At 65.1% G+C, this 25,717-nt stretch carries 31 protein-coding genes, 1 other RNA gene and 1 pseudogene; 14 read left to right on the top strand and 19 right to left on the bottom strand.

The window, feature by feature from the left end:
• The first annotated feature begins 239 nt into the window (after window positions 1–239).
• The 4 genes from aroA to ACSYDW_RS07370 all read left to right on the top strand — a co-directional run bounded on the left by aroA (window position 240) and on the right by ACSYDW_RS07370 (window position 4,262).
• Window positions 240–1,592: a 3-phosphoshikimate 1-carboxyvinyltransferase gene (gene aroA, locus ACSYDW_RS07385; RefSeq protein WP_438338083.1), complete on the top strand. Its 1,353-nt coding sequence runs from the start codon at window positions 240–242 to the stop codon at window positions 1,590–1,592.
• A 4-nt stretch (window positions 1,593–1,596) separates the two neighbouring features.
• Window positions 1,597–2,700 (top strand): ribosome small subunit-dependent GTPase A, encoded by a 1,104-nt coding sequence (rsgA, locus tag ACSYDW_RS07380; protein WP_438338082.1) that lies wholly within the window; start codon window positions 1,597–1,599, stop codon window positions 2,698–2,700.
• Window positions 2,701–2,781: 81 nt separating this feature from the next.
• Window positions 2,782–3,582, top strand: a complete 801-nt coding sequence (gene hisN / locus ACSYDW_RS07375) for a histidinol-phosphatase (RefSeq protein ID WP_438338081.1) — start codon at window positions 2,782–2,784, stop codon at window positions 3,580–3,582.
• Entirely contained in the window at window positions 3,582–4,262 is a 681-nt protein-coding gene (locus tag ACSYDW_RS07370; protein WP_438338080.1) for a metal-dependent transcriptional regulator, read from the top strand. Before hisN ends, ACSYDW_RS07370 begins: the two co-directional genes overlap by 1 nt.
• 54 nt (window positions 4,263–4,316) lie before the next feature.
• Here ACSYDW_RS07370 and ACSYDW_RS07365 read toward each other — a convergent pair whose 3' ends face one another.
• The 14 genes and pseudogenes from ACSYDW_RS07365 to ACSYDW_RS07300 form a co-directional block, all read right to left on the bottom strand.
• On the bottom strand, window positions 4,317–5,294 hold the full coding sequence (locus ACSYDW_RS07365; RefSeq protein WP_438338079.1) for a YrdB family protein: 978 nt from the start codon (window positions 5,292–5,294) through the stop codon (window positions 4,317–4,319).
• 564 nt (window positions 5,295–5,858) lie between these two features.
• Window positions 5,859–6,228, bottom strand: a transfer-messenger RNA (tmRNA) gene (ssrA, locus tag ACSYDW_RS07360).
• Window positions 6,229–6,328: 100 nt separating this feature from the next.
• Complete coding sequence (gene smpB, locus ACSYDW_RS07355; RefSeq protein WP_438338078.1) at window positions 6,329–6,811, bottom strand: SsrA-binding protein SmpB; 483 nt, start codon at window positions 6,809–6,811, stop codon at window positions 6,329–6,331.
• Window positions 6,812–6,867: 56 nt separating this feature from the next.
• Window positions 6,868–8,322 carry a peptidoglycan DD-metalloendopeptidase family protein gene (locus ACSYDW_RS07350; RefSeq protein WP_438338077.1) on the bottom strand — a complete coding sequence of 485 codons (1,455 nt, stop codon included), beginning with the start codon at window positions 8,320–8,322 and terminating at the stop codon, window positions 6,868–6,870.
• A gap of 53 nt (window positions 8,323–8,375) precedes the next feature.
• On the bottom strand, window positions 8,376–9,290 hold the full coding sequence (gene ftsX / locus ACSYDW_RS07345; RefSeq protein ID WP_438338076.1) for a permease-like cell division protein FtsX: 915 nt from the start codon (window positions 9,288–9,290) through the stop codon (window positions 8,376–8,378).
• Window positions 9,287–10,093: a cell division ATP-binding protein FtsE gene (gene ftsE / locus ACSYDW_RS07340; RefSeq protein ID WP_438338075.1), complete on the bottom strand. Its 807-nt coding sequence runs from the start codon at window positions 10,091–10,093 to the stop codon at window positions 9,287–9,289. The genes ftsX and ftsE overlap by 4 nt, the downstream gene beginning before the upstream one ends.
• A gap of 263 nt (window positions 10,094–10,356) precedes the next feature.
• Window positions 10,357–11,475, bottom strand: a complete 1,119-nt coding sequence (gene prfB / locus ACSYDW_RS07335) for a peptide chain release factor 2 (RefSeq protein ID WP_438338074.1) — start codon at window positions 11,473–11,475, stop codon at window positions 10,357–10,359.
• Between the two features lie 113 nt (window positions 11,476–11,588).
• Complete coding sequence (locus tag ACSYDW_RS07330; protein WP_438338073.1) at window positions 11,589–12,056, bottom strand: pilus assembly protein TadG-related protein; 468 nt, start codon at window positions 12,054–12,056, stop codon at window positions 11,589–11,591.
• Window positions 12,049–12,513 (bottom strand): hypothetical protein, encoded by a 465-nt coding sequence (locus ACSYDW_RS07325; RefSeq protein ID WP_438338072.1) that lies wholly within the window; start codon window positions 12,511–12,513, stop codon window positions 12,049–12,051. The genes ACSYDW_RS07330 and ACSYDW_RS07325 overlap by 8 nt, the downstream gene beginning before the upstream one ends.
• The gene (locus tag ACSYDW_RS07320; protein ID WP_438338071.1) at window positions 12,506–12,949 is read right to left on the bottom strand and encodes a TadE family protein; all 444 of its coding nucleotides are present in this window, start codon (window positions 12,947–12,949) and stop codon (window positions 12,506–12,508) included. Before ACSYDW_RS07320 ends, ACSYDW_RS07325 begins: the two co-directional genes overlap by 8 nt.
• Before the next feature lie 19 nt (window positions 12,950–12,968).
• Window positions 12,969–13,163, bottom strand: coding sequence for a hypothetical protein (locus tag ACSYDW_RS07315; protein ID WP_438338381.1), 195 nt, complete (start codon window positions 13,161–13,163; stop codon window positions 12,969–12,971).
• Between the two features lie 125 nt (window positions 13,164–13,288).
• Complete coding sequence (locus tag ACSYDW_RS07310) at window positions 13,289–14,230, bottom strand: type II secretion system F family protein (RefSeq protein ID WP_438338070.1); 942 nt, start codon at window positions 14,228–14,230, stop codon at window positions 13,289–13,291.
• The gene (locus tag ACSYDW_RS07305) at window positions 14,227–15,078 is read right to left on the bottom strand and encodes a type II secretion system F family protein (RefSeq protein WP_438338069.1); all 852 of its coding nucleotides are present in this window, start codon (window positions 15,076–15,078) and stop codon (window positions 14,227–14,229) included. The genes ACSYDW_RS07310 and ACSYDW_RS07305 overlap by 4 nt, the downstream gene beginning before the upstream one ends.
• Window positions 15,075–15,440, bottom strand: a pseudogene (locus ACSYDW_RS07300) (CpaF family protein); the annotation flags it as partial. The gene ACSYDW_RS07305 and the pseudogene ACSYDW_RS07300, both read right to left, overlap by 4 nt.
• A gap of 9 nt (window positions 15,441–15,449) precedes the next feature.
• On the opposite strand from ACSYDW_RS07300, the gene ACSYDW_RS07295 reads away from it, so the two are divergent.
• On the top strand, window positions 15,450–16,874 hold the full coding sequence (locus ACSYDW_RS07295; protein WP_438338068.1) for a recombinase family protein: 1,425 nt from the start codon (window positions 15,450–15,452) through the stop codon (window positions 16,872–16,874).
• Here the strand turns inward: ACSYDW_RS07295 and ACSYDW_RS07290 are convergent.
• The 5 genes from ACSYDW_RS07290 to ACSYDW_RS07270 form a co-directional block, all read right to left on the bottom strand.
• Window positions 16,843–17,250, bottom strand: coding sequence for a tetratricopeptide repeat protein (locus ACSYDW_RS07290; protein WP_438338067.1), 408 nt, complete (start codon window positions 17,248–17,250; stop codon window positions 16,843–16,845). The genes ACSYDW_RS07295 and ACSYDW_RS07290 overlap by 32 nt on opposite strands.
• A gap of 108 nt (window positions 17,251–17,358) precedes the next feature.
• Window positions 17,359–17,748, bottom strand: a complete 390-nt coding sequence (locus ACSYDW_RS07285) for an ImmA/IrrE family metallo-endopeptidase (protein ID WP_438338066.1) — start codon at window positions 17,746–17,748, stop codon at window positions 17,359–17,361.
• Between the two features lie 74 nt (window positions 17,749–17,822).
• Window positions 17,823–18,812 (bottom strand): PASTA domain-containing protein, encoded by a 990-nt coding sequence (locus ACSYDW_RS07280; RefSeq protein WP_438338065.1) that lies wholly within the window; start codon window positions 18,810–18,812, stop codon window positions 17,823–17,825.
• A 50-nt stretch (window positions 18,813–18,862) separates the two neighbouring features.
• A complete protein-coding gene (locus ACSYDW_RS07275; RefSeq protein ID WP_438338064.1) occupies window positions 18,863–19,099 on the bottom strand; it encodes a hypothetical protein in 237 nt (78 codons plus the stop codon).
• A 40-nt stretch (window positions 19,100–19,139) separates the two neighbouring features.
• On the bottom strand, window positions 19,140–19,907 hold the full coding sequence (locus ACSYDW_RS07270; protein ID WP_438338063.1) for a helix-turn-helix domain-containing protein: 768 nt from the start codon (window positions 19,905–19,907) through the stop codon (window positions 19,140–19,142).
• A gap of 166 nt (window positions 19,908–20,073) precedes the next feature.
• Between ACSYDW_RS07270 and ACSYDW_RS07265 the strand changes: the two genes are divergently transcribed.
• The 9 genes from ACSYDW_RS07265 to ssb all read left to right on the top strand — a co-directional run bounded on the left by ACSYDW_RS07265 (window position 20,074) and on the right by ssb (window position 25,591).
• Window positions 20,074–20,328, top strand: a complete 255-nt coding sequence (locus tag ACSYDW_RS07265) for a helix-turn-helix domain-containing protein (RefSeq protein WP_438338062.1) — start codon at window positions 20,074–20,076, stop codon at window positions 20,326–20,328.
• An 11-nt stretch (window positions 20,329–20,339) separates the two neighbouring features.
• On the top strand, window positions 20,340–21,182 hold the full coding sequence (locus ACSYDW_RS07260; protein WP_438338061.1) for an antA/AntB antirepressor family protein: 843 nt from the start codon (window positions 20,340–20,342) through the stop codon (window positions 21,180–21,182).
• The gene (locus ACSYDW_RS07255; RefSeq protein ID WP_438338060.1) at window positions 21,179–21,328 is read left to right on the top strand and encodes a hypothetical protein; all 150 of its coding nucleotides are present in this window, start codon (window positions 21,179–21,181) and stop codon (window positions 21,326–21,328) included. Before ACSYDW_RS07260 ends, ACSYDW_RS07255 begins: the two co-directional genes overlap by 4 nt.
• A gap of 98 nt (window positions 21,329–21,426) precedes the next feature.
• Complete coding sequence (locus ACSYDW_RS07250) at window positions 21,427–21,780, top strand: hypothetical protein (RefSeq protein ID WP_438338059.1); 354 nt, start codon at window positions 21,427–21,429, stop codon at window positions 21,778–21,780.
• Complete coding sequence (locus ACSYDW_RS07245) at window positions 21,777–22,055, top strand: hypothetical protein (protein ID WP_438338058.1); 279 nt, start codon at window positions 21,777–21,779, stop codon at window positions 22,053–22,055. Before ACSYDW_RS07250 ends, ACSYDW_RS07245 begins: the two co-directional genes overlap by 4 nt.
• Complete coding sequence (locus ACSYDW_RS07240) at window positions 22,052–22,906, top strand: hypothetical protein (protein ID WP_438338057.1); 855 nt, start codon at window positions 22,052–22,054, stop codon at window positions 22,904–22,906. Before ACSYDW_RS07245 ends, ACSYDW_RS07240 begins: the two co-directional genes overlap by 4 nt.
• 2 nt (window positions 22,907–22,908) lie before the next feature.
• The gene (locus tag ACSYDW_RS07235) at window positions 22,909–23,826 is read left to right on the top strand and encodes a hypothetical protein (RefSeq protein ID WP_438338056.1); all 918 of its coding nucleotides are present in this window, start codon (window positions 22,909–22,911) and stop codon (window positions 23,824–23,826) included.
• A gap of 32 nt (window positions 23,827–23,858) precedes the next feature.
• On the top strand, window positions 23,859–25,067 hold the full coding sequence (locus tag ACSYDW_RS07230; protein ID WP_438338055.1) for an AAA family ATPase: 1,209 nt from the start codon (window positions 23,859–23,861) through the stop codon (window positions 25,065–25,067).
• Between the two features lie 2 nt (window positions 25,068–25,069).
• Window positions 25,070–25,591, top strand: coding sequence for a single-stranded DNA-binding protein (ssb, locus tag ACSYDW_RS07225; RefSeq protein ID WP_438338054.1), 522 nt, complete (start codon window positions 25,070–25,072; stop codon window positions 25,589–25,591).
• Window positions 25,592–25,717 lie beyond the last annotated feature (126 nt).

Here is a 25,717-nt window from a genome sequence, read left to right as displayed (position 1 = left end):
AAGGGGTAACACCGACGGACCCCGCGCTATTCCGTCCCGTGTGGAAACACACGCCCCTTCCCCGGCGGCTTCCCGCGGTCCGCTCCCCCCCGCGGGACGCGGGAACGGCTAGGATTGAGGCGGGCACTGCGCCCGGGCCTGCGTCCCGGGATCCGCAGCGCACCGGCGGCTTGTGCCGCACGCCAGCATCCCCCGAGGCCACTCCGGCCCGGGCACACGTTCACCACCGGAGGCAGCCGATGAGCATGCAGAACACCGTTGACCAGAGATGGGACGCCCCGCACCCGGGCCTGCCGGTGAACGGCACCGTCGTCGTGCCGGCATCCAAGTCGCTGACCAACCGTTACCTGCTGCTCGCGGCCATGGCCGACGGCACCTCCCGCATCCGCAACGCCCTCACTTCGCGCGACTCCGACTTGATGATCGCCGCGCTGCGAGCCATCGGCGCGCACATCGAGGTCCTCCCGCAGGCCGACGGCACGATCGACCTGCTGGTCACCCCGCCGGCCGCGGCCGGCGGCGAAGGGACCGGGGAGGCAACCGGGGCGCCGGCGACCGTCGGGATCGACTGCGGCCTGGCCGGCACCGTGATGCGCTTCGTGCCGCCGCTGGCCGCGCTGGCCCGCGGAGCCTTCTCCTTCGACGGCGATCCGCATGCACGCCTGCGCCCCATGGCCCCGATCGTCGCGGCCCTGAAGGACCTTGGCGTTCCGGTGGAGGAACACGGTGCACCGGGGATGCTGCCATTCACGCTCACCGGCACCGGCACCTTGCCCGGCGGCAGCATTGTCGTCGACGGGGCCTCCTCCTCCCAGTTCATCAGCGCCCTGCTGCTGATCGGCGCCCGCACCGAGCACGGCCTGGAAATCACCGCGGCCCCCGGGCCGATCGCCAGCCCCGACCACATCGAGATGACGGTGCAGACCCTGGGCGAGCTCGGCGTCGGGGTCACCCGGCCCGATGCACGCAGCTGGAAGGTCGCCCCCGGACCCATCGCAGCCTTCGACAAGGTCATGGAACCGGACCTCTCCAACGCCGGCCCGTTCCTCGCCGCCGCGCTTGTCACCGCCGGGACGGTGCGCATTCCCCACTGGCCCGCCGCCACCACGCAGGTCGGCGACCGCTGGCGCGCGATCCTCGGTGCCATGGGGGCGAGGGTGGACCACCTGGCCGACGGCACCCTCGAGGTCACGGGCCCCGCCGCCATCAACGGCATCGACTTCGCCGACTCCTCCGAGCTTGCCCCCACGCTGGCCGCGCTCTGCGCCCTGGCCACCGGGCCCTCGCGGCTGACCGGCATCGCGCACCTGCGAGGGCACGAGACCGACCGACTCGCGGCGCTTGCCACCGAGATCAACGCCCTCGGCGGCAAGGTCACCGAACTCGAGGACGGACTGCTGATCGAACCGGCCCCGCTACACGGCGGGGACTTCGCCACCTACGCCGACCACCGCATGGCCACCGCCGGCGCCATCATCGGACTGGCCGTCCCCGGGGTGCGCGTGATCGACATCGCCACCACCGCCAAGACCATGCCCGACTTCCCCGCACTCTGGATGACGCTGGCCGCCAGCGGAAAGGCCGCAGACTAAGCCCATGGCACGCAACACCCAGGATTGGGAGGACTTCACGGTCCGCACCCGGCCGAACAAGAAGGGCACCCGCCCGCGCACCAAGGACCGCCCCGCCTACGAGGAAGCGGTCATCGGACGCATCATCACGGTCGATCGCGGACGGTACACCGCGATCCTCGACGAGGACACCGCCAACGAGCGCATCGTCATCGCCGCCCGCGCCCGCGAACTGCGCCGAAACCCCGTGGTGCCCGGAGACTTCGTGGCCCTGGTCGGGGACACCTCCGGCGCCCCCGACACCCTGGCGCGACTGGTGCGCATCGAGGAACGCAGCACGCTGCTGCGCCGCAGCGCCGACGACACGGACCCCGTGGAACGCGTCGTCGTGGCAAACGTGGACCAACTGGTGATCGTGGTGGCGGCGGCAAACCCGGAACCGCGCACCGGCTTCATCGACCGCGCCGTGGTGGCGGCTTTCGACGCAGGCATCCGCCCGCTGCTGTGCGTGACAAAGGCCGACGTGCGCGACCCGGAACCGTTCCTGGAGAACTACCGGCACCTGGACATCGACATCGTCATCTCCCGCACCACCGCCGAGGACGCCACGGGCATCGACGCGCGAAGCGCCGACGGGGCCTCGGCCCGGCTGGCCGGCACCCCCGTGGAGCTGCTGCGCGAGCACCTCGCCGGCAAGGTCTCGGTGGTCATCGGCCACTCCGGCGTGGGCAAGTCGACGCTCGTGAACGCACTCACCGGCGCCGAGCGCGCCACCGGCAACGTCAACGCCGTCACCGGCCGCGGCCGCCACACCTCCTCCTCGGCGCTCGCACTGCGCGTCGACGACGCCCCGGAGGGCACCTGGATCATCGACACCCCGGGCATCCGCTCCTTCGGGCTGGCCCTGGTGGACCCGGAGAACATCCTCAAGGCGTTCGACGACCTGGAACCGATCGCCGCGGACTGCGAACGCGGATGCACGCACAAGGCCTCCGAGCCGCAGTGCGCGCTCGACGCCTGGGTCGCCTCCGGCGAGGCCGGCCCCGTCGGCATCGCGCGCCTCGAGTCCTTCCGCCGACTGCTCGGCCAGGACGAGAGCACCGAGGCCAAGGAACTGGGCAGCTTCTAACCCGTCCGGCCCGCGGCCCGGGCCGACGCGGACCCGACACGAAACGGCCCCCGGGAACCGGGGTGGGATAGGTTTAACAGCATGAACCCCGATGTGATGACGTACAACGACGACCTGCGCCTGGCGCACGTGATCGCGGACTCGGTCGACTCACTGACCCTCTCCCGCTTCAAGGCCGTGGACCTGGTGGTGGAGACCAAGCCGGACCTCACCCCGGTCTCGGATGCGGACAAGGCAGCCGAGGAGGCGATCCGCTCGCACCTGGCCCGCGCGCGGCCACGCGACGCCGTCACCGGCGAGGAGTTCGGCACCACCGGCAAGTCGAAACGCCACTGGGTCATCGACCCGATCGACGGCACCAAAAACTTCGTGCGCGGCGTGCCCGTCTGGGCCACGCTTATCGCTCTCGTCGAGGACGGCGAACCCGTCGTCGGGTTGGTCTCCGCACCGGCGCTGGGCCGGCGGTGGTGGGCGGCGAAGGACATGGGTGCCTACACGGGCAAGTCGATGGCCGCGGCGCACCGCCTGAAGGTCTCCTCGGTCTCCCGTTTGGAGGACGCCTCGCTGTCCTACTCCTCGCTCTCGGGCTGGAAGGAACGCGGCCAGCGGGATAACTTCATCGAGCTTACCGACACCCTCTGGCGCACCCGCGCCTACGGGGACTTCTGGTCCTACTGCATGGTCGCCGAGGGCGCCGTGGACCTCGCGGCCGAACCGGAGCTGAACCTCTACGACATGGCGGCCCTGGTGCCGATCGTGCGCGAGGCAGGCGGGCGCTTCACCTCCGTCGAGGGCGTCGAGGGCTGCGACGGCGGCAACGCGGTGGCCAGCAACACCCTGCTGCACGATGCGGCCCTGCGGATCCTGAACGAGGGCCGCTGATGCGACATCCCCGCTCCCTGGCGCTGACCGCCAGCGAGGAAAACTACCTGAAGGCGCTCCACGCGCTCACCGAGTGGGAAAACGATCCCGTGACCACCGGGAACATCGCCGCGCAGCTGGGCGTCGCACCGGCTTCGGCGACCTCCATGGTGGCCAAGCTCGCCGGCAAGGACCTGGTGGTGCACCCGCGCTACGGGGCCATCGAGTTCACCGAGGCCGGGCGGCTTGCCGCGCTCTCGGTGGTGCGCCGGCACCGGCTCATCGAGACGTTCCTGCTCAACGAGCTCGGCTATTCCTGGGACGAGGTCCACAACGAGGCCGAACAGCTCGAACACACCGTCTCGGACCGCTTCATCGAGGCCCTCGCCGCGCGCCTCGGACACCCCGCGGCGGACCCACACGGGGACCCGATCCCGGGCCCCGACGGAACCGTGGTGATGCCGCCGGCCATCCGGCTGGACCGCTTCATCCACGGCACCGGCGACACCGCCCCCGCACTCGGCAACGGAGCGACCGCGCGGGTAATCGTGAGCCGGATCAGCGACGAGGATCCCGCCTGGCTGCGCCGCTGCACGGAGCTCGGGATCGCCCCCGGTGCGGAGCTCGAGCTGCCGCACCCGGAGCTCAGCGACATCGACGCGACAATGCTCTGGGTACTACCCGCAACACAGCCCTCCTGACCCGCGGAACCCGCCGGCTTCATTGACAGGGCCGGCGAAGGTCCCGCAACGCTTCTAGCGTGCTGCCCGGCGCCCGGAGCCCTTGGTCCTGCGGCGCCGTGGCTCCCCCGCATCCCCGCCACGCACCAGCAGTGTCAGCTGGATGCTCAGCGCCGTGAGCGCGCCCATGGCGATTGCCAGCACCGGCTGGCCGGCAGCCACCAGCAGCGCCGTGCCGCCGGCGAAGAGCGCATGGGCCAGCACCGCATGCGGCACTACGGCCAGGCGGAAGGGCGCCTTCGGGGACATGAACACTCCCCAGAAGATGACCAGCGGGGCCACCGTAACCAGCACGGAAACGATGGGTTCCAACGGCAATGCACCCATGGCCCACAGACCGACGGCACCGAGCAACGCCACCTCGAGCACAAACGAGACACCCATGAACAGCGCGAGCGCCACGGTGCCGGGAGCTGCCTTAACGTCCCCTGCGGCCTCGGCCGCAGACGTGCCAGGGATCCCGGCGCGGTGTTCGGCACCCGTCGCGACAGCGTCCCAACCGGCATGGGACACCGGCTGGTCCATTGACTCGGCGCCGGCCAGGTCTGCGGGGTCCGCAGCTTCCTGAACCGTCTGGCCCTCCCCGGGATGAGGTTGGGCGTTCTTCTGCTTGAAGTCTGCGGGCCGGTGCACGACTTCTTCCAGGAACACACCGGCACCGGGCAGTGCCGGGGATTCCGGAGCCGGCGCGTCCACCGGGGTTCCGGCGTCCTCCCGGGCTTCCAGTGGTTCCGAGGCGACAGCTTCCTGCGCGGTCACGGTCGGTTCCGGGGTGCCTGGGACCACCGCGACGGCTTCGGTCCGTGGAAGGGCCTGTGCCTCGGGAACAGCGATCGCCGGCAGCGCCGCCGTCGCGGGTGCAGGCTGAACGGATACCGCCGCTGTCGCGGGTGCAGGCTGAACGGATACCGCCGCTGTCGCGGGTGCGGTCTTTCCGATCTGTGCTTCGGGTCGGGGACGGTGCGGCTTCATCACGGCCGGTGTCGGGTGCATCGGCGAGGATACACCGCCGTCCATCGGACGGGATGGACGGGCGTCGAGCCCCGGCTTCAATCCAACGGCGGGCGTGGGTGCTTGACCCGTTGCGGGTTTCGGTCCGTCTTCGGCAGCCACCGCCGGCTTCACCGGCTTCCTTGCATCTTTGGGGCGCGCTTTGGCCGTGCCCACCGGCCGAGGGCCCGGCTTGGGGACCGGCTTCTTCGACGTGGCAGGCCGCCCAACATCGCCACCGGCACCTACGGCACCGGACTTGTCCACCGGTTTTCCGTTGCCGGACGCTGGTTGCTGTTGCATGTGGCTTACCCTCACCAAAAACTCGTCATTGCCCGGCCTTCGCCAGGCTCAACACTTACGTCTCCAGTCTATGTCGACGCCGGTGTCCGAAACGTACAACACCCACCTCGACCGGCTTGGCCTGTGCGTTTCGCATCACGCGCGGCCCTGCCGGGAGCCGGGCCAGGCAGGGCAGGGACTGGACCGGAAACTGCACGCCAGCCGGTCCGGTAGGGGCCTTAAACAAGTGCGGCTCCGGAATCGCATGGATTCCGGAGCCGCTCATTGTGGAGATGGGGAGAATTGAACTCCCGTCCGATGTGGTGTTGCCAGGTCTTCTCCGGGCGCAGTTTGCAGTGGATTTTCTCTGCTCCAGCCGTCACGCAAACAAGCGGCTGATCCGAGCACAGTTACCTAAATTATGCAGGTTGTTCCGGTAACACTAACTTCCCGCAGTGGCTATCTAAATGACGTAAGGAACAGGGGCGATAGCATCCCCTGGCTTACGGACTGTCTGGCTGCTTAGGCAGCGAGAGCGAAGTCAGTGCGCTTTGAGTCGGCACTTATTGTTTTGCAAAGAGCGTTTACGAGATAACTTTGCATCCTCGGCCCGCTTCACATGTCGCGACTCACACCGTCGAAACCGATCATCCCCGTATTTTGTTGTCAACGAACGATTTCCATCGTTCCAACCCCACGGTTTTATCCGTGGATACCTAGTCTAACGCACAATTGCGCCACGTCTATTCCCGGAACTATTCGCGGTTACCACGGTTGCGTTCCCGCATCGTGCGCAAAGCCTCGCGGTTGTCCTGCTTCTCCCGCAGCGTCTGCCGTTTGTCGTATTCCTTCTTGCCGCGCGCCACGCCGATCTCAACTTTCGCGCGCCCGTTCTTGAAGTACAGGCTCAAAGGAACGATCGTCAATCCCGATTCGGAGATCTTGCGCTCGATCTTGACGAGTTCCTGGCGGTGCAGCAGAAGCTTCCGGCGTCGACGAGCCGCGTGGTTTGTCCAGGAACCGTTGAGGTACTCGGGAATGTAGACATTCTCCAGGTACAGCTCGTCGCGGTAGAACTGGCCGAACCCGTCAACAAGGGACGCCTTTCCTTCGCGGAGCGACTTCACCTCGGTGCCGGTAAGCACCATGCCAGCCTCGAAGGTATCGAGGATTTCATAGTCGTGCCTGGCCTTGCGATTGCTCGCAATGATCCGTTCCTCCGGGTCTTTTTTAGCCACGTCGGCAGCCCCTCTCCACGTAAGACTTCATCGGTATGCGAAAGAACAGTTTACCGCTAGAGAAGTCCCAATGGGTTCACGGGCGTGCCGTTGACGATCGTCTCGAAGTGCATGTGGCAACCTGTGGAGTTTCCCGTGGTGCCGACAAAACCGATGACCTGGCCCTGCTTGACGTTTTGACCGTTCCGCACGTTGATGCTCTGCATGTGGTGGTAGTTCGTTGCCAGGGCCTTGCCCCGAACCACGCCGTGGCTGATTGTGACCTTGTTGCCCGATGATCCGCCCCAGCCGGCGAACCAGACCTCGCCGTCAGCGGCGGCCCGCACCGGAGCACCGCACTGGCCACCGAACCCCCAGTCAACACCGGCGTGCACGTAGCCGCCGCGTCCCCCGTAGTCGATGGTTCCCGCGGGAGTCGGGCGCCACCCGAAGCTCGAGGTCTGCCGACCCCCGCTCACGGGCTTGATCAACCCCCAGGAACTACGCTCTGCCTGGGGCACCTGGGCCTTGGGCGGTACGTACGTCGGCTTCACGTACTTGTTCGGTTTTTTCGCGGCGGCGGCCTCTTTCCTGGCTTTCTCCGCACGCGCAGCTTCCTCACGCTCCCACTTTGCCTTGGCCTCGGCACGGCGCTGGCGTTCGGCTTCCTCTTCCTTGCGCTTCTTCTCCGCGGCCTCGCGGATGAGCCGTTCCTGGCGTTCCTTGATTGCAGCGTTGTTCTGGGCGTCGGCGGCTTCCTCCGCCCTCAGCTTTGCCTGGATCTGCGGGCGCTTGGCCAGCAATTCGGCGCTCAGCGCTTCGGTCTTGGAAATGATCCCGTCGAGTTCGACCTTTTTCGATTCGGCCTCGTTGCGGGCGGTTTCCTCGCGGGCCAACGCGGCGTCGGCTTGGTCCTTGAAGTCTGCGATCTCCTTCTCAACGGCTGCCAGGCGCAATTTCGCATTCGCATCGGTTGCCGATTGCTGGCTCAGGGAATCCAATGCCGCATTCTGGGAACGCATTGCTTGGTCGGCCAGGTCCATGCCCGTGGCGAGGTTGCCCGAGGAACTCACGTTGAGCATCAGGGTCAGGTCCGAGGAAACACCTCCACGCTTGTACGCCTGGGTGGCGATCTGGCCGATGAGCTTCTTGGTTTCCTCGAGCTTTGCCTTGTCTTCGGCCATTTTCACGTTGAGCTGGTCACGCGTTTCACGGGCGGCCTGAAGCCTTCGCTCAAGGTCGGCAACCTCTTCGGACGCGCGTTGCACACGCCCCTGGGCGTCGGCCAATGCCAACCGGGCGTCGGGCAGCTGGGCCTGGTAGCCGCGAAGCTCGGCATCGGCCTGCTTGATGTCGGCGTCAAGGAATTCCATGTCTTCGGAAAGGTCGTCGATGTTCTGCTGGATCTCGACCTTGCGATCGTCGAGCTCGTCGGAATATGCGCCAACCCCGCCGGAGACCAACAGCGCGGCCGAAATTGCACCTACGGTTCCTGCACGTGCGATCCGAACCCAAACAGCCTTGGCCAACATAGATTTCCTTTGTCCCGGGTGATTCTTAGTGACAAACATGAAAATACGACGCACTAAACCTTCAAGTAGCGCCGTAAGGTCACGATCGACGATACACCAGCTAAAACGATGCCGAGTAGGATCAACGCCGGTGCGACCATGAATACCTCACCTGTGGAGATGAATGCCGTGTCCGGATACGCCTTGGCGAGCTTGCCGTCGATGAAGAACTTGGCCATGCCCCACAGCACGCCCGATGCCAACAGGGCGCCCAGGAGGCCGGCGATGACACCCTCCATCACGAAGGGCAGCTGGATCGATGCCTTCGAGGCGCCAACCAGTCGCATGATCCCTGTTTCACGCCTGCGTGTGAACGCCGAGAGCCGGATCGTCGTGCCGACCAGGAGCACCGCACAAACGATCATCACGCTGGCAATGCCTATGGCGACGACGGAAGCGATGTTGATGATCGAGAAGATCTCCTCGAGCAGCTCGCGTTGGTCGATCACGACGTCAACGCCCTTCATGGAGGAGAAGAGCTCGTTGATCACGTCGTATTTCTCGGGATCGACCATCGAGACCCGGAACGATTCGGGAAGCTGGTCGGCGGTGACGGTATCCACGATTGCGGAGTTTTCAAACTGCTGGCGGAAGTGCTCCAGAGCCTGGTCCTTGGACTCGTACTCGTAGCTGGCCACGTATGGCTTGACCGCGTCGGATTCGAGCATGGCCTGGATGTCGCTGCGCTGTGCATCGGTCACCGGGCCGTCGGCACAGGTTGCCGATCCGTAGTCCTCGCCGCAGAGGAAGACCGCGACCTGGACCTTGTCGTACCAGTAGCCCTTCATCTGAGTGATCTGCATCTGCAGCAGGGCGGCGGCGCCCACGAACGTCAGCGAAACGAAGGTGACCAGCACGACGGAAATCACCATGGAAAGGTTGCGCCGCAGGCCGTAGCCTACTTCGCCAAGAATAAATCCGAGCCTCATGGCATGTCATCCTCTGTGTCGAACGGGGCGAATGCCTGACTTGCCGGTGCGCCCTTGCCCTGCTCCGCGGGCTCGGCGACGCGCAGTTCCCGCGTTCCGTCCTGGTTGATCACCGGGATCATGGAGGTGTATTCACCGGCGGTCTCGTCGCGCAGGACCTTGCCGGCGGAAAGCTCGATCACGCGTCGGCGCATGGAGTTCACGATTCCATCGTCGTGCGTGGCCATCAGGACGGTGGTGCCGTTCTGGTTGATCCGGTCCAGCACGTTCATGATGCCGACGCTGGTTGCCGGGTCGAGGTTGCCTGTGGGTTCGTCGGCGAGCAGGATCGCGGGTTTGTTGGCGATCGCGCGGGCAATGGCGACGCGCTGCTGCTCGCCACCGGAAAGCTCGTGCGGCTTGCGCTTTTCCTTGCCCTCCAGGCCCACCATTTTCAGGACCTCGGGGACGTGCTCGCGGATCGTGTTCCGGTGCTCACCGATGACCTGCATGGCGAAGGCGACGTTGTCGAAAACGTTCTTCTGCGGCAGCAGGCGGAAATCCTGGAAGACGACGCCGATGCCGCGGCGCAGCTTGGGCACGCGCCACGAGGGGATGCGCGCAACATTCTGGCCGGCGACATGGACCGACCCGCTGGTCGCGACGAGTTCCCGCAGCACCAGGCTCAGGAACGTCGACTTGCCGGACCCCGAGGCGCCGACCAGGAACGCGAAGTCGCCGCGATCGATCTCGATGCTGATGTTGTCCAAGCCTGGACGCGACTTCTGGTCGTAGACCATCGTGACGTTTTCGAATCTAATCATCACAGCTCTGCCCGTCGGACCGCCGGCAGAAGGATCCAGGGAACGGGACTTTTGTTTAATAGGGAGATTCAAGGCCAGCCCTTGAACTCTATCCGCACGGTGGCGGCTGCACGGCGCTCGCGGCGGGCGTGTCCCGAAACTGTGAATCTCCTCGCAGGACACTCCGAACCCCTCCGCCAAACCCGGTCCGGCACGGCGAAGCCCCCGCCGGTACGGATGCCGGCGGGGGCTTCGCCCCGGATCGCGGCCCTGCCGCGGGGTGGCTACGAGGTGACGGGGCGCCGCTGGGTGGCACGCCAGCGGATGCCCGCATCGATGAAGTCGTCGATCTCGCCGTCAAGCACCGCGGAGGTGTTTCCGACCTCGTGCTCGGTGCGCAGGTCCTTGACCATCTGGTACGGGTTCAGCACGTAGGAGCGCATCTGGTCGCCCCACGAGGCCTTCACGTCTCCGGCCAGTTCCTTCTTCTGCGCGTCCTGCTCGGCCTTCTTCACGAGCATCAAGCGGGACTGCAGCACGCGCAGTGCGGCCGCGCGGTTCTGGATCTGCGACTTTTCGTTCTGCATCGACACCACGATTCCCGTGGGGATGTGGGTCATGCGGACCGCGGAGTCGGTGGTGTTCACCGACTGGCCACCCGGGCCCGAGGAACGGAACACGTCGACTCGGATCTCGTTTTCCGGGATCTCGATGGAGTCGGTCTGTTCGATGAGCGGAATGACCTCGACCGCGGCGAAGGAAGTCTGGCGGCGCCCCTGGTTGTCGAAGGGCGAAATGCGCACCAGGCGGTGGGTACCGGCCTCCACCGACAGCGTGCCGAAGGCGTAGGGTGCGTTGACCTCGAAGGTTGCCGACTTCAGTCCGGCTTCTTCCGCGTAGGACGTGTCCATGACGCGGGTCGGGTAGCCGTGCTTCTCCGCCCAGCGGAGGTACATGCGCATGAGCATCTCGGCGAAGTCCGCGGCATCCACGCCGCCGGCGCCGGCGCGGATCGTGACAACGGCCTCCCGCGCATCGAACTCGCCCGAGAGCAGGGTGACTACCTCGAGGTCGGCGAGCGCCTTGCGCACCGCGGCGAGTTCGGCTTGGGCCTCGCTCAGGGAATCCTCGTCGTCCTCCATCTCGGCGAGCTCGACAAGCACCTCGAGGTCGTCGATGCGCGTGGCGATGGTGGTCAGCCGCTCGAGTTCCGACTGGCGGTGCGAGAGCTTGGATGTCACGACCTGGGCGGCGGCCGGGTTGTCCCAGAGATTCGGTGCTCCGGCTTCCTCGGAGAGCATCGCAATGTCGGCGCGAATGCGCGGAACATCGGACACCTCTTCGATCGAGGCGTAGGTGGAGCGCAGTGCGCGGATTTCTGCGGGGAAGTCAGTGGAAGCCATGGTGCTTCCAGCCTACGACATCCGCGGGGCATCTCCGGGCCGATTGCGGGTTGTTTCGGTCGGCGCAGGCACCGTGCCGCCCGTTCCCCCGAAGGACCGACGTCGCCGGGCGGCTACCTGGAGAGCAGCGTCCGCGCCTTGGACTCCACGGAGATGCCCACGCCGGCCGGCACCACCCAGCCCACGAGCGGAGGGTGCACCACCGCCCCGAGCCGCAGTTGCGCCGTCACCCCGTCGCCCTGGACGCCGGCCGAGACGATGTGCAGTTCCGAGAAGTCCGCCGCGGCGCCGATGTCATCGAGGTACTTCGCCGCGGCCGACCTGACCTCGGCGGGATCCAGGTGAAGCGTGGCCTGGGACTGCCCCGTGGCATCGAGTTCGAAGTTGTCGGCCGCGGCGGCGACGGCGCCGTCGGCCACCGAGAGCAGCTTGCGGGCCTGGACGTTGACGGCGGTGGCGGCCAACACCACGCTGATGGTCAGCAGCGCGAGCGCAACCATCCCGATGACCAGGATGATCGTCTGGCCCGACTCCGTCTCGCCCGGCCGCCGGGTTCCGGGGCGCGGGCCTCGGCTACCCATAGCGGTCAACCCGGTGGGTGGTGCTTGAGCTGACGGCGCCGGTGCGCCAGTTCCATCCCTGGGGCAGCAGGGGCAGCACGGTGTCGATCGAGACGCGCACCGTGACGGTGCTTCCAGGGGACAGGCATTCCCCGCTGCAGCTGTAACTGAAGTTCGCCCGGGGCCTGTCGATCCCCATGTTCGCCGCCGCGCGGCCCACCGCATCGGCCACGCGTTCCCCGGCCTGCGCCTCGGTGTCCGCCGTGACAAAGACCTTGGCGCCGTGGTCGGCCGCCCCCACCGCCGCGTAGGTCGCCGACTGCAGCTGGGCGGCCCCCACCACCAGGTACACCAGCGGCACCAGGAGCAGCACCACCAGGAAAACGAACTCGATCACCGCAGAGCCGACCTCGCTGCCGGTTTCGGGGCAAGGCCCGGGGCAGGACTCGGGGGCTGCGTCTTCGATGCGACTACCCATATCGCACCGATTCCCCGTGCACCTCAAACTGCCCGATTCCTTGGATCATGCCGATCAGCGGGATCCCGGCGCGGACCGTTATGACAAGGCCCGGGCGCCCGCCGATCTGGACGGAGCGTGCCTCGACGTCCCCGGCGAACCCGTCGTTCAGCGCCCCGGAGATCAGTTCCTTGGTGCGTTGCACACCGTCGGCCGGGCCGCGGTCGGCCAGCGTGCCATACCTGGCCCCGGACGCTGCGGCGTCCATCAGGGTGTTGCGCACGTGCAGTGCCAACGCCAGCTGCAGAACGCCCAGGAAGACGGCCAGCAGCAGTGCGCTGACCATGACGAACTCGGCCACCGCGGAACCCCGTTCGTTGGCGTCGCGGCGGCGCTTGGCTGCGGGGGCGCAGCGCGGGTCATGCGCCGGGATTGGTGCGGGCAGGGGCGGGGACATGGTCCGGACCGCTGCCGCTCTAGCCCAGGCCCGAGACGCTGTCGATCGCCTGGTTGAACAGTTCCTGCAAGCGCGGACCCGCGATGGCCAGCAGGGCGGCGACCAGCAGGGCGCTCATCAAGGTGATCATGACCCACCCGGGGACGTCGCCGCGCTCGTCTTCCCTCACCCGCCGGGCCAGGGCACCGGTGCGGGCGGCGACCCACAAGCCCATGCCGAGCATCAAGCAGCAAATCCTGTGTGCGATTCCCATGACGGTTCCTCCGTAGGTTTGACCCGGTGTTGCTCCCTGCGCCCGGGGGTCGGGGCTGCGGCGAAGGGTGAAGTGGATGGTGTGCATCAGTAGCTCATATCAATCAGCGACAGCCCGGGATACACCGCAAAGACGATAGTCAGCGGCAGGATGCCGAAGACGATCGGCACCATCATCCCGATCTCCTTCTTGCCTGCGGTCTCCATCAGCTCGCGCTTTGCGGCGTCGCGCACGTCCTGCGCCTGGGCACGCATGACCTGGGCGATCGGCGTGCCGCGCTCGGAGGCGACGGTGATGGCGTCGACGAATCGGGTCATGGCGGTGAGCTGGATGCGGTCGGACATCGCCGCGAGCGCCGCAAGCAGCGTGGAACCGGAGCGCACGTCGGCCAGCACCATCGAGAATTCGTCGCTCAGTGCACCCTTGGAGGTCCTCGCCACCCGTTCGATGGCCCCGGTGGTGCCTTCCCCCGCCCCGACCGCCAGCGCCATCAGCTCGGCGATCGTCGGGAACTGGTTCAGGATGCGTTTGCTGCGCCGAGCGATCTGCTCGCCCAGGTACCAGTCGCGCAACAGGTAGCCACCGAGTGCGCAGAATCCCAGCACCACCAGCGCCAGCACCGGGTTGAACGCCCCGTTGGCGAGGTTGATGCCGATAAACGCGGCACCCGCAAGCATCATCCCGGCGGACCAGAGCAGCTGCTGGGAGCGGAAGTCCAGAACGCCGATCGAGAGCCCGGCGCGGGCCAGCCTGCGCGTCAGCGCCTCGTTGCCGGGGTTGAGCCGGTGCGTGAAACGGGCGAGGTCGGCGAGCGCCGGACCCAGGATCCTGCCCAGCGGCCCGAACGGCGCCTGTGCCGCGAGCGGTTCGCCGAAGCTGCGGGAGCTGGTGCGCCCGGTACGCAGGTGCGGGGCCATGCGGTCGGCGAAGCTGAGCGGTCGCATGGCCGGCAGCCTGACCAGCACCAGCCAGAGGCCGCTGCCCAGGCAGAGCCCCAGGACCAGTGCGAGGACCATCGTGCCGCTCATGCGAAGACCCGCTCCTCGGCCGGAAGCCGGCCAATGCGCATCATCGCCCTGTAGCAGACGAAGGACACGCCCAAGCCGGTGAGCAGCACCAGCGTGCCCGTCACCGTGGAGTAGGCGGCAACGGCCGCGGGCTGCCCGGCCAGCAGCAACAGGATGACCCAGGGCGCCGCAACGGCCAGGCGTGCGGCGGAGACGGTCCAGGACTGCCGCGCCTCAAGCTCGCCGCGGGTGCGCGCCGCATCGCGCAGGAAACTGCTGAGCGTGCCGAGCATCTCCCCCAGGTCTGTGCCGCCGACCTCCCGGGTGATCCGCAGGGCCGCGACGATCTTGTCCGCCACAGGGTCCGCCAGCCGCTCGGCCAGCCGGTTCAGCGATTCCTCGAAGCGCGCCGTGGCCCGGTAATCGAGGCCGAAGTCGGTGAACGCCGGGCGCAGCGCCTCTGGGCCCTGCTTGCCCAGCTGGGTCAGTGCCTCGGGCAGCGACAACCCGGCACGGATGGCCGAGCGCAAGTGGTCGACGACGTCGGGCCATTGTTCGCGCAGCGCCGCGGTTCGCTTGGCAGCCTGCCGGTGCACGATGGCCCACGGCACGAACGCCCCGAACCCGGTGAAGGTCAGCGCAATCATGAATGCCCCGGTGAGCACCAGCACCGTCAGCCCGACGAGGACGGCGCTGGTGACCGAGGCGTAGATGAAGCCGGCGCGGGTGACTTTGTCCATCCCGGCGTGAAGCAGCATGGTCTCGACCCTCGAGGGGCGCACCCTGCCCGTGCGTTGCTTCGGCGGGGTGAAGGAACGGTAGATGAGCAGCAGCCCGCAGCCCAGGGTGAGTCCCAGCAGCAAGCTCATGCCACGGCCCGCCCGAGTTCGGCAACGTCGATCCCGGCATCCAGCAGCTTCTGGTGGGCCAGGTCCGCGGCCGGCTGCAGCTGCAGCACCCCGTCGACGGCCTCGAAGAGCGTCGTGGTTTCGATGGCGCCGTTCTCCACCCGGCGGCCCAGGCCCAGGATCTCCCCCACGTGGCGTCGCCCGGAGGGATCGCGCCGGCAGTGGACCACCAGGTCGATGCAGGCCGCAACGGTCGGCACCACGAACGCGGAGGAGATGTTCTCCCCGGCCAGCAGCGGCAACGTGCACAGCTTGGTGACGGCGTCGTGGGCGCTGTTCGCGTGGATTGTACTCAGCCCGGGCAGGCCTGACTTTGCTTGTACGCTATTCACATGATTACCCCTCCGAGCGCTACCAAAGCAGTGATTTACTGCCGCATCAGCGACGACAAGGCCGGTGAGGGCCTCGGCGTCATCAGGCAGCAAACCGACTGCGAAAGGCTCGCCAAATCCCTCGGTTGGACTATTGCACAGATCATCGTCGAGAACGACCGTTCTGCATACAGTGGCCGCAAACGCCCCGGCTATGAGCAACTCCTTGATGGACTCCGAGACGGCACCTTCGACGGCGTGATTGCCTGGCATGCCGACCGCCTGCACCGGCGCCCCATCGAGCTCGAGGAGTACATCCACGTCTGCCAGGCCCAAGGGGTCCGCACCCACACGGTCAAGGGCGGTGAGGTCGAACTCGCCACCCCGGAGGGCATGCTGCGTGCCGGCATGCTCGGTCAGATCGCCCGGTACGAGTCCGCGCACAAGTCTGACCGCATCACCCGTGCCCACCAGCAGGCCGCGGAACAGGGCAGGTGGCGCGGCGGCGGCCGCCCCTTCGGCTACCTCGCCGACGGCACCACGCCGCACCCGGTCGAGGCCCCCGCGATCGCGCAAGCCTACGATGACTTCCTCTCCGGAAAAGGGCTCAATGAAATCGCGCAATCCTGGAACAGCCAGGGCCTCAGAAGCTCGCGCGGCAAGCCCTTCGGCACCGTTACGTTCCGGACGATTCTTTTGCGTGAGAGGAACATGGGTGCCAGCGTTTACAAGGGTGAGATCGTCAAGCGGGATGCTTTCACGCCTATCGTCAGCGAGGACACTTTCGCTGCTGCGAAGGCGGTTCTGACCAGTCCGGCGCGCCGTCGTGCGGTTTCGAATCAGGGGCGGTGGTTGTTATCGGGGCTGGCACTGTGTGGCATCTGCTCGGCTGAGGGCGTCCACGCCAAGATGGGTGCCGGCATGGTGAGGAGCAGCGACGGATCGCAGAAACACACGGTGTACAAGTGTCGGGTCAAGCACCACATGGGCCGCCGGGCAAACTATTGCGACGACTACATCACGCACTTGGTCTTTGCCAGGTTGGCCCGTCCTGATGCCAAGAACTTCCTGAACATTGGGGAGCGGCCGGACGCTACAGACTTGCACCAGCAAATTGCGGGGCTCCGGGAAAAGCTCGCCGAGTATGCTGCCATGCTGGCTGATGATTCGATGACGGCGGCCCAGTTCCGGGAGGCCACGGCGTTCACCAGGAAACGTCTTGAGGACGCGGAGAAGAAGCTATTTGGTGCTCAGCAGCCCGCGGCGCTCAGGGCGTTGGTGGAGGCCCCGGATGTTCGGGCCACGTGGGATGGGCTGTCGTGGGCCCAGAAGCAGGCTGTGGTTGATGCGCTGATGGTGGTGACGTTCCTGCCGACGAACCGGAAAGCGTCGCGGTTCTTTGACCCGAAGTACATCAAGGTTGAATGGCGGCAAGACGGCGCGTGACGCGTTCGACGTCGTGGTTGGTGCGGAACCGGGTGTCTGGCCAGTGGGTCAGCCAGTCGGTGAGCACCGCGGCGGCGGCTGGCTTGTTGCGGAGGCGTTGGTGGACGGTGGCGAGTTTCTCGGCCCAGTACGCCTGCGGTTCCCGGTTGTCGTACTGTTTCAGGCTGACGCAGGTCTTGGTGATGTCTTGGAGGACGTCGAGGGCCTCGGCATAACGCTTGGCGCGGATCAGGTCGTCGATGGGCAGCAGCCAGTCGTTGAGGTCCCAGCGGGCGACTCGGCGGCGGATCCAGAGTTCTTCGGAGTTGATGCCGATGATGAGGCGTTCCCAGTCGGGTCGGGAACTCCCCCGCCGGATTTCCTTACCGTCAATCACGGTAGAGGTTTCTTCCCACCCTTTGCCCGGTAGTTCCACGGGGGCGCGGCGCCAGGTGTTGCCGGTGGGGTGGTTCTTGCCGGGGCTCACGCCGGTACTCGGTGGGTGTTAGGCGTGGTCGTGCGCGGTGGCTTCCCGCAGCTGTGCGAGCTCGGCGTCGGTGAGGGTGCGGAGCCGGTCCAGGAGGACGAGGTCGGTGATGTGGAGCTCTTCGCAGAGTTCGACCCGGGAGCGTGTCCAGGCCGCGGCCGTGCACAGCAGGTCGATGGGTATGAGACGGCGCGCGACCTCGTCACGGACCGCTTGCTCAACAGCCGGGGGCTGGCAGCCCACATGCCGGTTTTCGAGATGCAGCACCTCATGGGCCAGCGCGCACCGCATCTCGACTTGGTTGAGGGATGGGCAGATCCAGATCCGGTCAACACCGTTCGACGCAGCCACCAGGTCGGGGCGCGGCCGCTTCCATATGACGCGCACACCACCGGGAATCTCAAACATTCAACCAACCTACAAACCCCCACCCACAAAAAAGAAAGTCCTGCACGGCCAAGTTGACCGTGCAGGACTTCAAACTATTGTTTAGTCCAAGTTCCGCAATCTTCGTCTACTTCAAGAACTTCGCCACTACGCACTGTGACCGTGGCGCCAGACGCGGCGTAGGAAATGAAGTTGTTGGCGATAATGTCGCCGCCGGGCGTCAACCGCGCCCAGTAGCAGTCGCTGACTTTCTTGCGGCTTCGGTAGGTTCCCGGCTTAATTTCCGTACCCACCTCATAGGTGCCGTACTCGAAAATTTCGCCGTCGGCCCATTTCTTCATCTGCTTGTAGAACGGAGCGTCCGGGCAGAGGATCACTGCCGCCTCGAGGTATGGGCCTGGGGTATCTTCCCAACTTTCTGAGCCGTCGTAGTCCGATGCGCCCGGGATTGCACAAGTTTCCATCGCGTCGGCGTAGGCAAGTTCTGGATCTTCTTTGCCGTTAAAGTGCTCATTGACAATCTTGGAAATGCGCTTTTCCTTCTTGGTCGGATTCCATTCCGTACCAGTGAATTCCACATCACAGCTTCTATATTCTTCAAAGTTTTTGCTCGCCCAGATGGACTTCAAGTCGGTGTGGACATCTTCGATGCTGTCATCACTGTAGGAGTCGTCAGAGCAAGTGATTGTCCACGGCTGCAGATTCGAGATTTGCGCTTCGGTAGGCGACGCATAGATGAGAACGACGCTTTCAGACGGCGTATCTCCGGCTCGTAGCGATTGAGAGTCAACGACGAAGCCTCGCGTCATTGCCTCATTGCCTTCCCACCCGCGGTCTTCGTACTCGTCCGGGATCAAAGGCTGCAGGCTCCATTCCAGGCCGGCTTCATCGATCGCTTTCGCTGCCATCTCCACCGTCATGCCCTTCACATCGGGTGCAGCGGCGGCGATTGCCTCCCCCTCTGCACTTGCCAATGGAGTGCTCTGAGCTGGCGATGAGCTGGCTGCTTTCGAAGGTACATCAGTGGAAGAACATCCGGTGAGGGCGACCCCTGTCAGGGCGATTAGTGCGAGTGTGCGTTTCATTGTTTCCCCCAATGAGGTGCGATTTGATTAGTGTTCAGGTGCCGGCTTCGCTACGACTGCAGCTGTTCGGTTGTGGTTGGTGTTTTGGGGCGGTTCAGGTGCAGGACCAGCCCAATGATCGCCAGGATGACGCATACCGGCGCTACCAGGACCATGAGCATGACGATGTGCCATCCCTGCAGTCCGCTGCCGGCCATGGCCAGGATGACGAAGAGCGCTAGGAATCCTCCGAAGATCCAGCCGGCAACCTTCATGAGCGTCATGCCGGTCGATTTGGTCTTGGCCATAATTTCCCCCTACTTGTATTGGCCGAATAGAGCAGGTCGCTTATTCGGTGTCCTGGTTTTCTTCTCCACGGTCGCCGTGGAGGCGTTCGTATTTCTCGCGCTCGGTTTCCATATGCGGGTGCGCAGCCAGATCCCAGTGCGCTGGGTCATCCAGGTCAGCAGCTGAAACGCTTCCTCCAGATCCAGCCTCCGGCAATAGCCGCCTTGCAATTTCGGCCAAGAGCTCCGCGCTAGAAACGTTTTCCAGCGAATTCCCGCCCCCGGGAGACCCCACCATACGAATCGGCGGCGCCGCTTGGCACGCCGATGCGACCGAACCATGCTGCCATTCCAGACGACGCTCGAGGGCGCTATAGAAGGCAGGTTTTCCAACTGGCTCTCCAGCAACTACCTTGGCCACCGACTCGGGGTTCAGGCTATTTGCTCGCGCGAACTGCCCAGCCGATTTATAACCAAGCTCTACGATTCTCGGCTCAACAGCCCGCGCCAAATTTACCCAGCGAGCATCTTTAGGGTTGGGACGATCGGAAGGGAACATCTGGTGCAACTCTTCCGCCGCATCCGCCCTGCCAGATTCGGCCAATTCCTTGGGGCTAACGCCAACAACATGCGCCATTCGAGCCAGAGTGTCAGCGGGCGCGCGCACCGGAATGACCTGCCCCTGTCCAACAGGCTGGTAGCCATTGACGATGTGACGCCAGCGCGAGTCGGAGATGCCGGCCAGCATCGCTGCTTTCCGCGCAGATAAGCCGAGACGCTTCTGTGCGTTCGCAATTAGTTGCCCTTCTGGCGGGGCTTCGTGGGTCATAGCCTTAGCGTCCTTTGGTTTCTTTTGCGAAGTCAACCAGTCCAGACTACCGAAAAGTTCGCAATTACAAGCGTGTAGTTCGCTGACTTCGCACGTCAGTCGGTAGTTCGCATAATTTGAGTGCGTACATGTTGACGTTCGCATTAGTTCGCATTAGTCTTATTCCATGGCAACCACACGAAGGGGGCACAGGATGTCCCCGCTCAATCACTCACCAGACGCAGTGAAGTGGGCCATGAACGCAGTCGGAATGAAGCAGGCACAGTTGGCCGAAGCAACCGGCATCTCAAAAAGCCTGATCAACGAAATCTTGGGCGGAACACGAAACGCCACTCCCGAGAAACTGCGGATCATCGCACAAGCACTCAACTGCCCAACCACTGTCCTAGAAGCTAAGCGCTGCTATGACCACGCAGCCTGAAAGGAACGAAAATGAGCAACGTTATCGAGCTAGTTGCAAGCAACGCACTGATCCCCGTCACTAAGCAGGAGGGCAGCATTTCGGTCAGCCTTCGCGACCTGCACCAGTTCTTGGAAGTTTCAAAGGACTTCACCAACTGGGCAAAGCAGATGTTCGACTACGGATTCACGGAGCATGAGGACTACGTGGAGGTTTTCGCCCAAAAGGGCGAGAACCCTTCCGGCGGTCGCCCGGCTCGCAATTGGGCAATCTCCCTGGATATGGCCAAGGAATTGTCGATGATCCAGCGCACCGAGAAAGGCAAGCAGGCTCGCCAGTACTTCATCGAAGTCGAGAGGCGCTCAAAGTTGCAGGCGCCGGCCCGGGCCCTGTCGCCGGATGAGATTGTGGCGCAGGCGCTGCAGATCACCACGGCGAAGGTCCGGGACCTTGAGGCAAAGATCGAGCAGGACGCCAGCAAGGTCTACTACGTGGACACCATGGTTGCTGAGAACGACCACCACCTGTTCCGCACCGTGGCCTCCGACTTGATGGTCGGCGAGATGGAGCTTCGCTGGGCGCTGGTCTACACGGGCTGGATCTACCACGAGTTGCAGAAGCGCCGGAACAGCAAGGGTGACATCGTCAACGATCACCTGTGGTCCGAGTATGCAGCGAAGAAGCCCTACTTCTTCCGGGCCCTGAACCACCAGGCACCCCTGTTCAAGGGGAACGTCGCCTACAGCCTCAAGCTCACCACCCCCGGTGTTGCGGCGGTGGGCCGGCATATCCAGAAGGTCATTGCCGAGCACGGGACGTTGAAGGCCGCTCTGCCGATCTTGGAGCAGCGCTACAACGAGCGGCGCGCGTCGTGAGCCCAGATGAGTACCAGGCGTATGTGAAGTCGGTGGTTGATGAGGCGCCGCCGTTGTCGGCGGAGCAGTGCGCGACGATTTCTCGAATCATGTTGCCGAAGGGCTGGCAGATGGTGCCGCCGGCCCAGGTGGCTGATGCCGCATGAGTGGCAAAAAGGTGGGGTTCCGGGTGCCGACCAAAGCAAACCCGAAACCCCTTTCGAACAAGCCAGTATCACCTAGTTCATTCAGAAAGGATTCTGTCATGGTTGTGCTTGAACCGCACGATTTCGAGGCGAAGCGGCAGCTGCTGATCTTCCACTGCCGGGATTACCACCGTGAGTACGGTACGGCGAACGATGTGGAGTTTGACCGTTTCCACCGGGAGATGGAGCGCCGCCTGGACCGGTATCTGCCGGCGGGTCTGCTCGAGGATGTGATTGACCAGCTCGAGGTGCTGGCCCGGGTCCAGGACAACGACCCGCAGCTGGTGCAGGTTACCCGGGATGGGACGACGAATACCCGGCCGGAGCGGGAAGCGGCCGAGGTGGACATGCTGAGGCTGAGGGCCCGGCAGGTCCTCGAAGCCCCGGACAGTGCGGGTCGGGTGGCGGCATGAGCCTCGTGGACGCGTTCATGGAACCGCATTTCAACGGCCTGCACCTTCTGCTGCTCGTCATCGGGCTCGTGGCGGCCTGGTTCGCGGTCCGCCCGGACCCGGCCCCCTCCCCTGAGCCGGAGGCCCCGCTTCGCACCGAAATCCGGATCCCTCACTTCAACCTCGAGCCCTGTTCCTGCCCGTCCGGCAACTGCCCGGAATGGGAGCGCAAGGCAGGACTCACCAACCCAGACCCAGAATGCCCCATCCACGGAGAACAGGACCAAGCAGCATGAGCACCAAGACCAAGACCCCCGCACACGGTTTGAAGTTCACCCACAACGGCCACCGTTACCAGCTGGACGGCAAGCCAGTCACCGGCGTCACCACGCTGATTGGCGGCGGCATCCCGAAGCCCGCACTGATCGCCTGGGCACCGCGGGTGGTTGCCGAATGGGTCACCAACCCGAACAACCGCACCGAGCTCGACAGCCTGTTGGCCGGCGACCGGGACCACGCGGTCCGGGAACTCAAGTCGATCCCGACCAAGGAACGCGACTCCGCAGGTGAGCGCGGCACCGAGGTCCACCACTACGCCGAAATCGTCGCCAACCACGGCGAGATCGACGTACCGGAGGACCTGGCCGGATTCATCGAAGGCTACGTGGCGTTCCTCGAGGCCTGGCAGATCACCGTCCTTCACACAGAGGTGAGCGTAGGGAATCGGACCCACTGGTACGCGGGGACGCTGGACATGATCTGCACGAGCCCGTTCCTGGCCGGCGGCATGCCGGTCATGATCGACCTCAAGACCTCGAAGTCCGTCTACGGAGAGACCGCGCTGCAGAACGCCGCATATTCCCGGGCAGAATTCCACGGCCTGCTCGGTGACGAGCACCCGCTGCCCAACGTTGCCGCCACCTACGTGGCCCACGTGACGCCAATGGACCGGGAAGGCCTAAATGCGCGGTACGAGGGCAAGCCGCTGGGCACCAGCCTTTACCAGCTGGCCGACTCCCCCGAACAGATTGATGCGCAGTTCCAGGAGTTCCTGACCGCGGCGTACATCCACAAGACCAACAAGCAGCGCGAGGGGTACATCACCGAACCCCTCGTCGCACCCACCCACGAATTGAAAGCAGCCTGATCATGACCGAACTGGCCATTACCCCCGCCGCCGCCGGCACTCTCGCCCCGTCGACCTCGTTCACGCAGACCGCGGGAACCGTGCAGCTGCAGGAATGGGCCGCCGAACTCTCTGCGGCCCACGCCCTCGGCACCGCCCTGTGCGGTACGGAGTTCGTGCCGGCCGACTTCCGCGGCAAGCCGGACGCGGCCGCCGCCGCGATTCTCACCGGCAAGTCCCTCGGCTTGGACCCGATGAACGCCCTGTCCAACATCTTCGTCGTGCACGGACGCCCTGCCTTGTATGCCCGGACGATGGCCGCCCTGGTCATGCGTGAAGGGCACGAGGTCATCCGCACGAATGCGACCACGGACAGCGTGACCGTACAGGCCCGCCGCCGAGGTTCCGACCGGTGGCAGGAATTCACGTGGACCATCGACCGCGCCAAGCTCGCCGGGTACACCAACAACAAGAAGTACCAGACCGACCCGATCGGCATGCTCACGGCCAAGGCCCTGGCCGAAGCCTGCCGCGTGATCGCACCCGACGTACTCACCGGTGTGGCCGCGTACAGCGCCGAAGAAATCGAACTGGAAGACATGGGCGAGAAGCCGGCACAGGCGCCCGCTGCGGAGAAGCCCGCCACGCGCCGGGTCGGCCGGCCCCGCCCGAAGACCCCGGCGCCGGTGGCCCCGGACGTCATCCATTCAGCCCCGCAGGACGCCGAAGTACCTGCTGCCCTCGCGGATCAGATCGCGGATCAGGCCACCGGTGAAGTCATCGATTCGGAAGCTATCCCCGAGACGGTACGGGCGAACGTCGAGAAGATCACCGACGCTGGCACGCTGGCCAGCTATGCCGCGCATCTGGCCGAGAAGGGCGCGCCGGCCCACATCATCACCTGGGTGAATGCCCAAGCCCCCGCGCTGGCCGCGGCCTAATCAACCACCCATCAACGAAAAGGATTCCGAGAATGACGACGATTGATGAAGCAACGATGACCAATTTCCAGCGCCTGAACTATGTGCAGATCGCCCCGCGCGGCACCCTCGTGGCCATCTGCGGCCGAAACGGTCAGGGCAAGACCGCCTTTATGGACGGTATCGTGGCCACCTTGCTGGGCCAGAACAAGCGTGACTTCCCCACCCCTGTGCATGACGGCGCGGACAAGGCCACCACTGAACTGGTGCTGTCGAACGGGATGCACGCCCGCCGCCGATTCAACCCGGACGCGTCGAGCACGTTGACTGCGAAGGCCGCCGACGGCAAGCCGGTACCGCAGGCGACCATCGACGGGATGATCAGCGCCATCGGCATCGACACCGGCCTGTTCTTGGACCTACCGGATAAGAAGCAGCTGGAAACGCTACTGGACATGCTCGAGATGCCGTTCGTGCCGGCCGAGCTGGAAGCGGAGCGCAAGGAAGTCTTTGATCAGCGCACTGAGGCCAGCCGCAAGGCGAAGGAGCTGACCGCGCAGATCGCCAGGTTCCTCGAGATCCCCGCGGATCTGCCGGCGGAGGAAACCAGTGTGGCAGCGCTGGCCGAGGAGATCCGGGCCGCCGAACAGACAGCCCGCGTGCAGGCTGGCGAGGTAAACCAGTTGGCCCGGGCCCGCGACCATGAAGCATCCCTGGTGCAGCAGCTGGCCCAAGTCCGCGAAGCCATCGGCAAACTCGCGCCAATCGTTGACGCACACGAGCAGATACCCGACTTGGACAACCTGCACTACCGGATGTCCACCTCGGAGGACACCAACGCCATGGTCCGTGTGGCCAAGGAAAAGGCCGACCTCGAATTCCAGCTGCTCCTGGTGACCGGGGATGTGGATCGGGCCACCGAGAAGCTGAAAGCGATTGACCAGAAGAAGCGTGACGGGCTGGCCGCCACGATATTCCCGGCCACGGGTATGTCCTTCGATGAGGACGGCGTCTTGCTGAACGGGCGCCCGCTGCGGAAGGCATCGACCGGGGAGTATGCGGAAGCCATGGTCGAAATGATCATTGCCTCCGATCCGGAGTTGAAGGTCATCATCGTCCGCAACGGCAACGACCTGGACTCCGAACGCCTGGCCCGCATCGAGGCCATGGGCGACGCTGCGGGATTCCAGATCTTCGCAGAGTTCGTGGATGAGTCCGGTGAATTCGGTTGGACCATCAGCGACGGAAAGCTGGCCGCGTAACCATGGCCAACGAAACCTATCTGACCCTCGTGGGAACGATGCATGCGGATCCGGAACTCCGATTCACCCCATCTGGTGGTGCTGTAGCGAACTTCGCGGTCCGGGTGAATGCTCGCCGGTTCAACCGGGACACCAACAAGTTCGATACGGCGCCGGGGAAGTTCTGGAATTGCCAGGCCTGGAACCAGGGCGGGATGAAGCTGGCCGAGAACGTGGCTGAGGGGCTCAATAAGGGTGACTCGGTGGTCGTCTATGGGTATCTCGATATCAGGGAGTACGAGGACAAGTCCGGGGCGAAGAAGTATGCGGAGGAGTTCAAGGTCGAGGCCATCGGCAAGAACCTCTGCTGGCACTCCGCTGCGGCCCCGGCGCCGTCGTCGGCTGGTTCGGTGGGTGCGTGGACTCCCCCGGATCCGTGGGGCGCCCCGGCGGCGGCCCCGGCCACAGGCAACGCGCCGAATGCGTGGAATCAGCCGGCACCGGCCGCGCAGAACACCGGGTGGCCTTCCGAACCGCCGTTCTAGGTGAGTCCCGAACTCCAAGTCCAAGCCAGCATTTGGACCTTGGCTTGGAGTTCGGGTCCACACACCACGCAGTCACCGGGAACCGCAGCTAACACGGCTCCCTTTTTTATGCCCGGGTGCGCCCCT

The organism is Paeniglutamicibacter selenitireducens (assembly GCF_051550675.1).
Lineage (GTDB): Bacteria > Actinomycetota > Actinomycetes > Actinomycetales > Micrococcaceae > Paeniglutamicibacter.
This window is presented reverse-complemented; position numbering and strand designations above follow the sequence as displayed.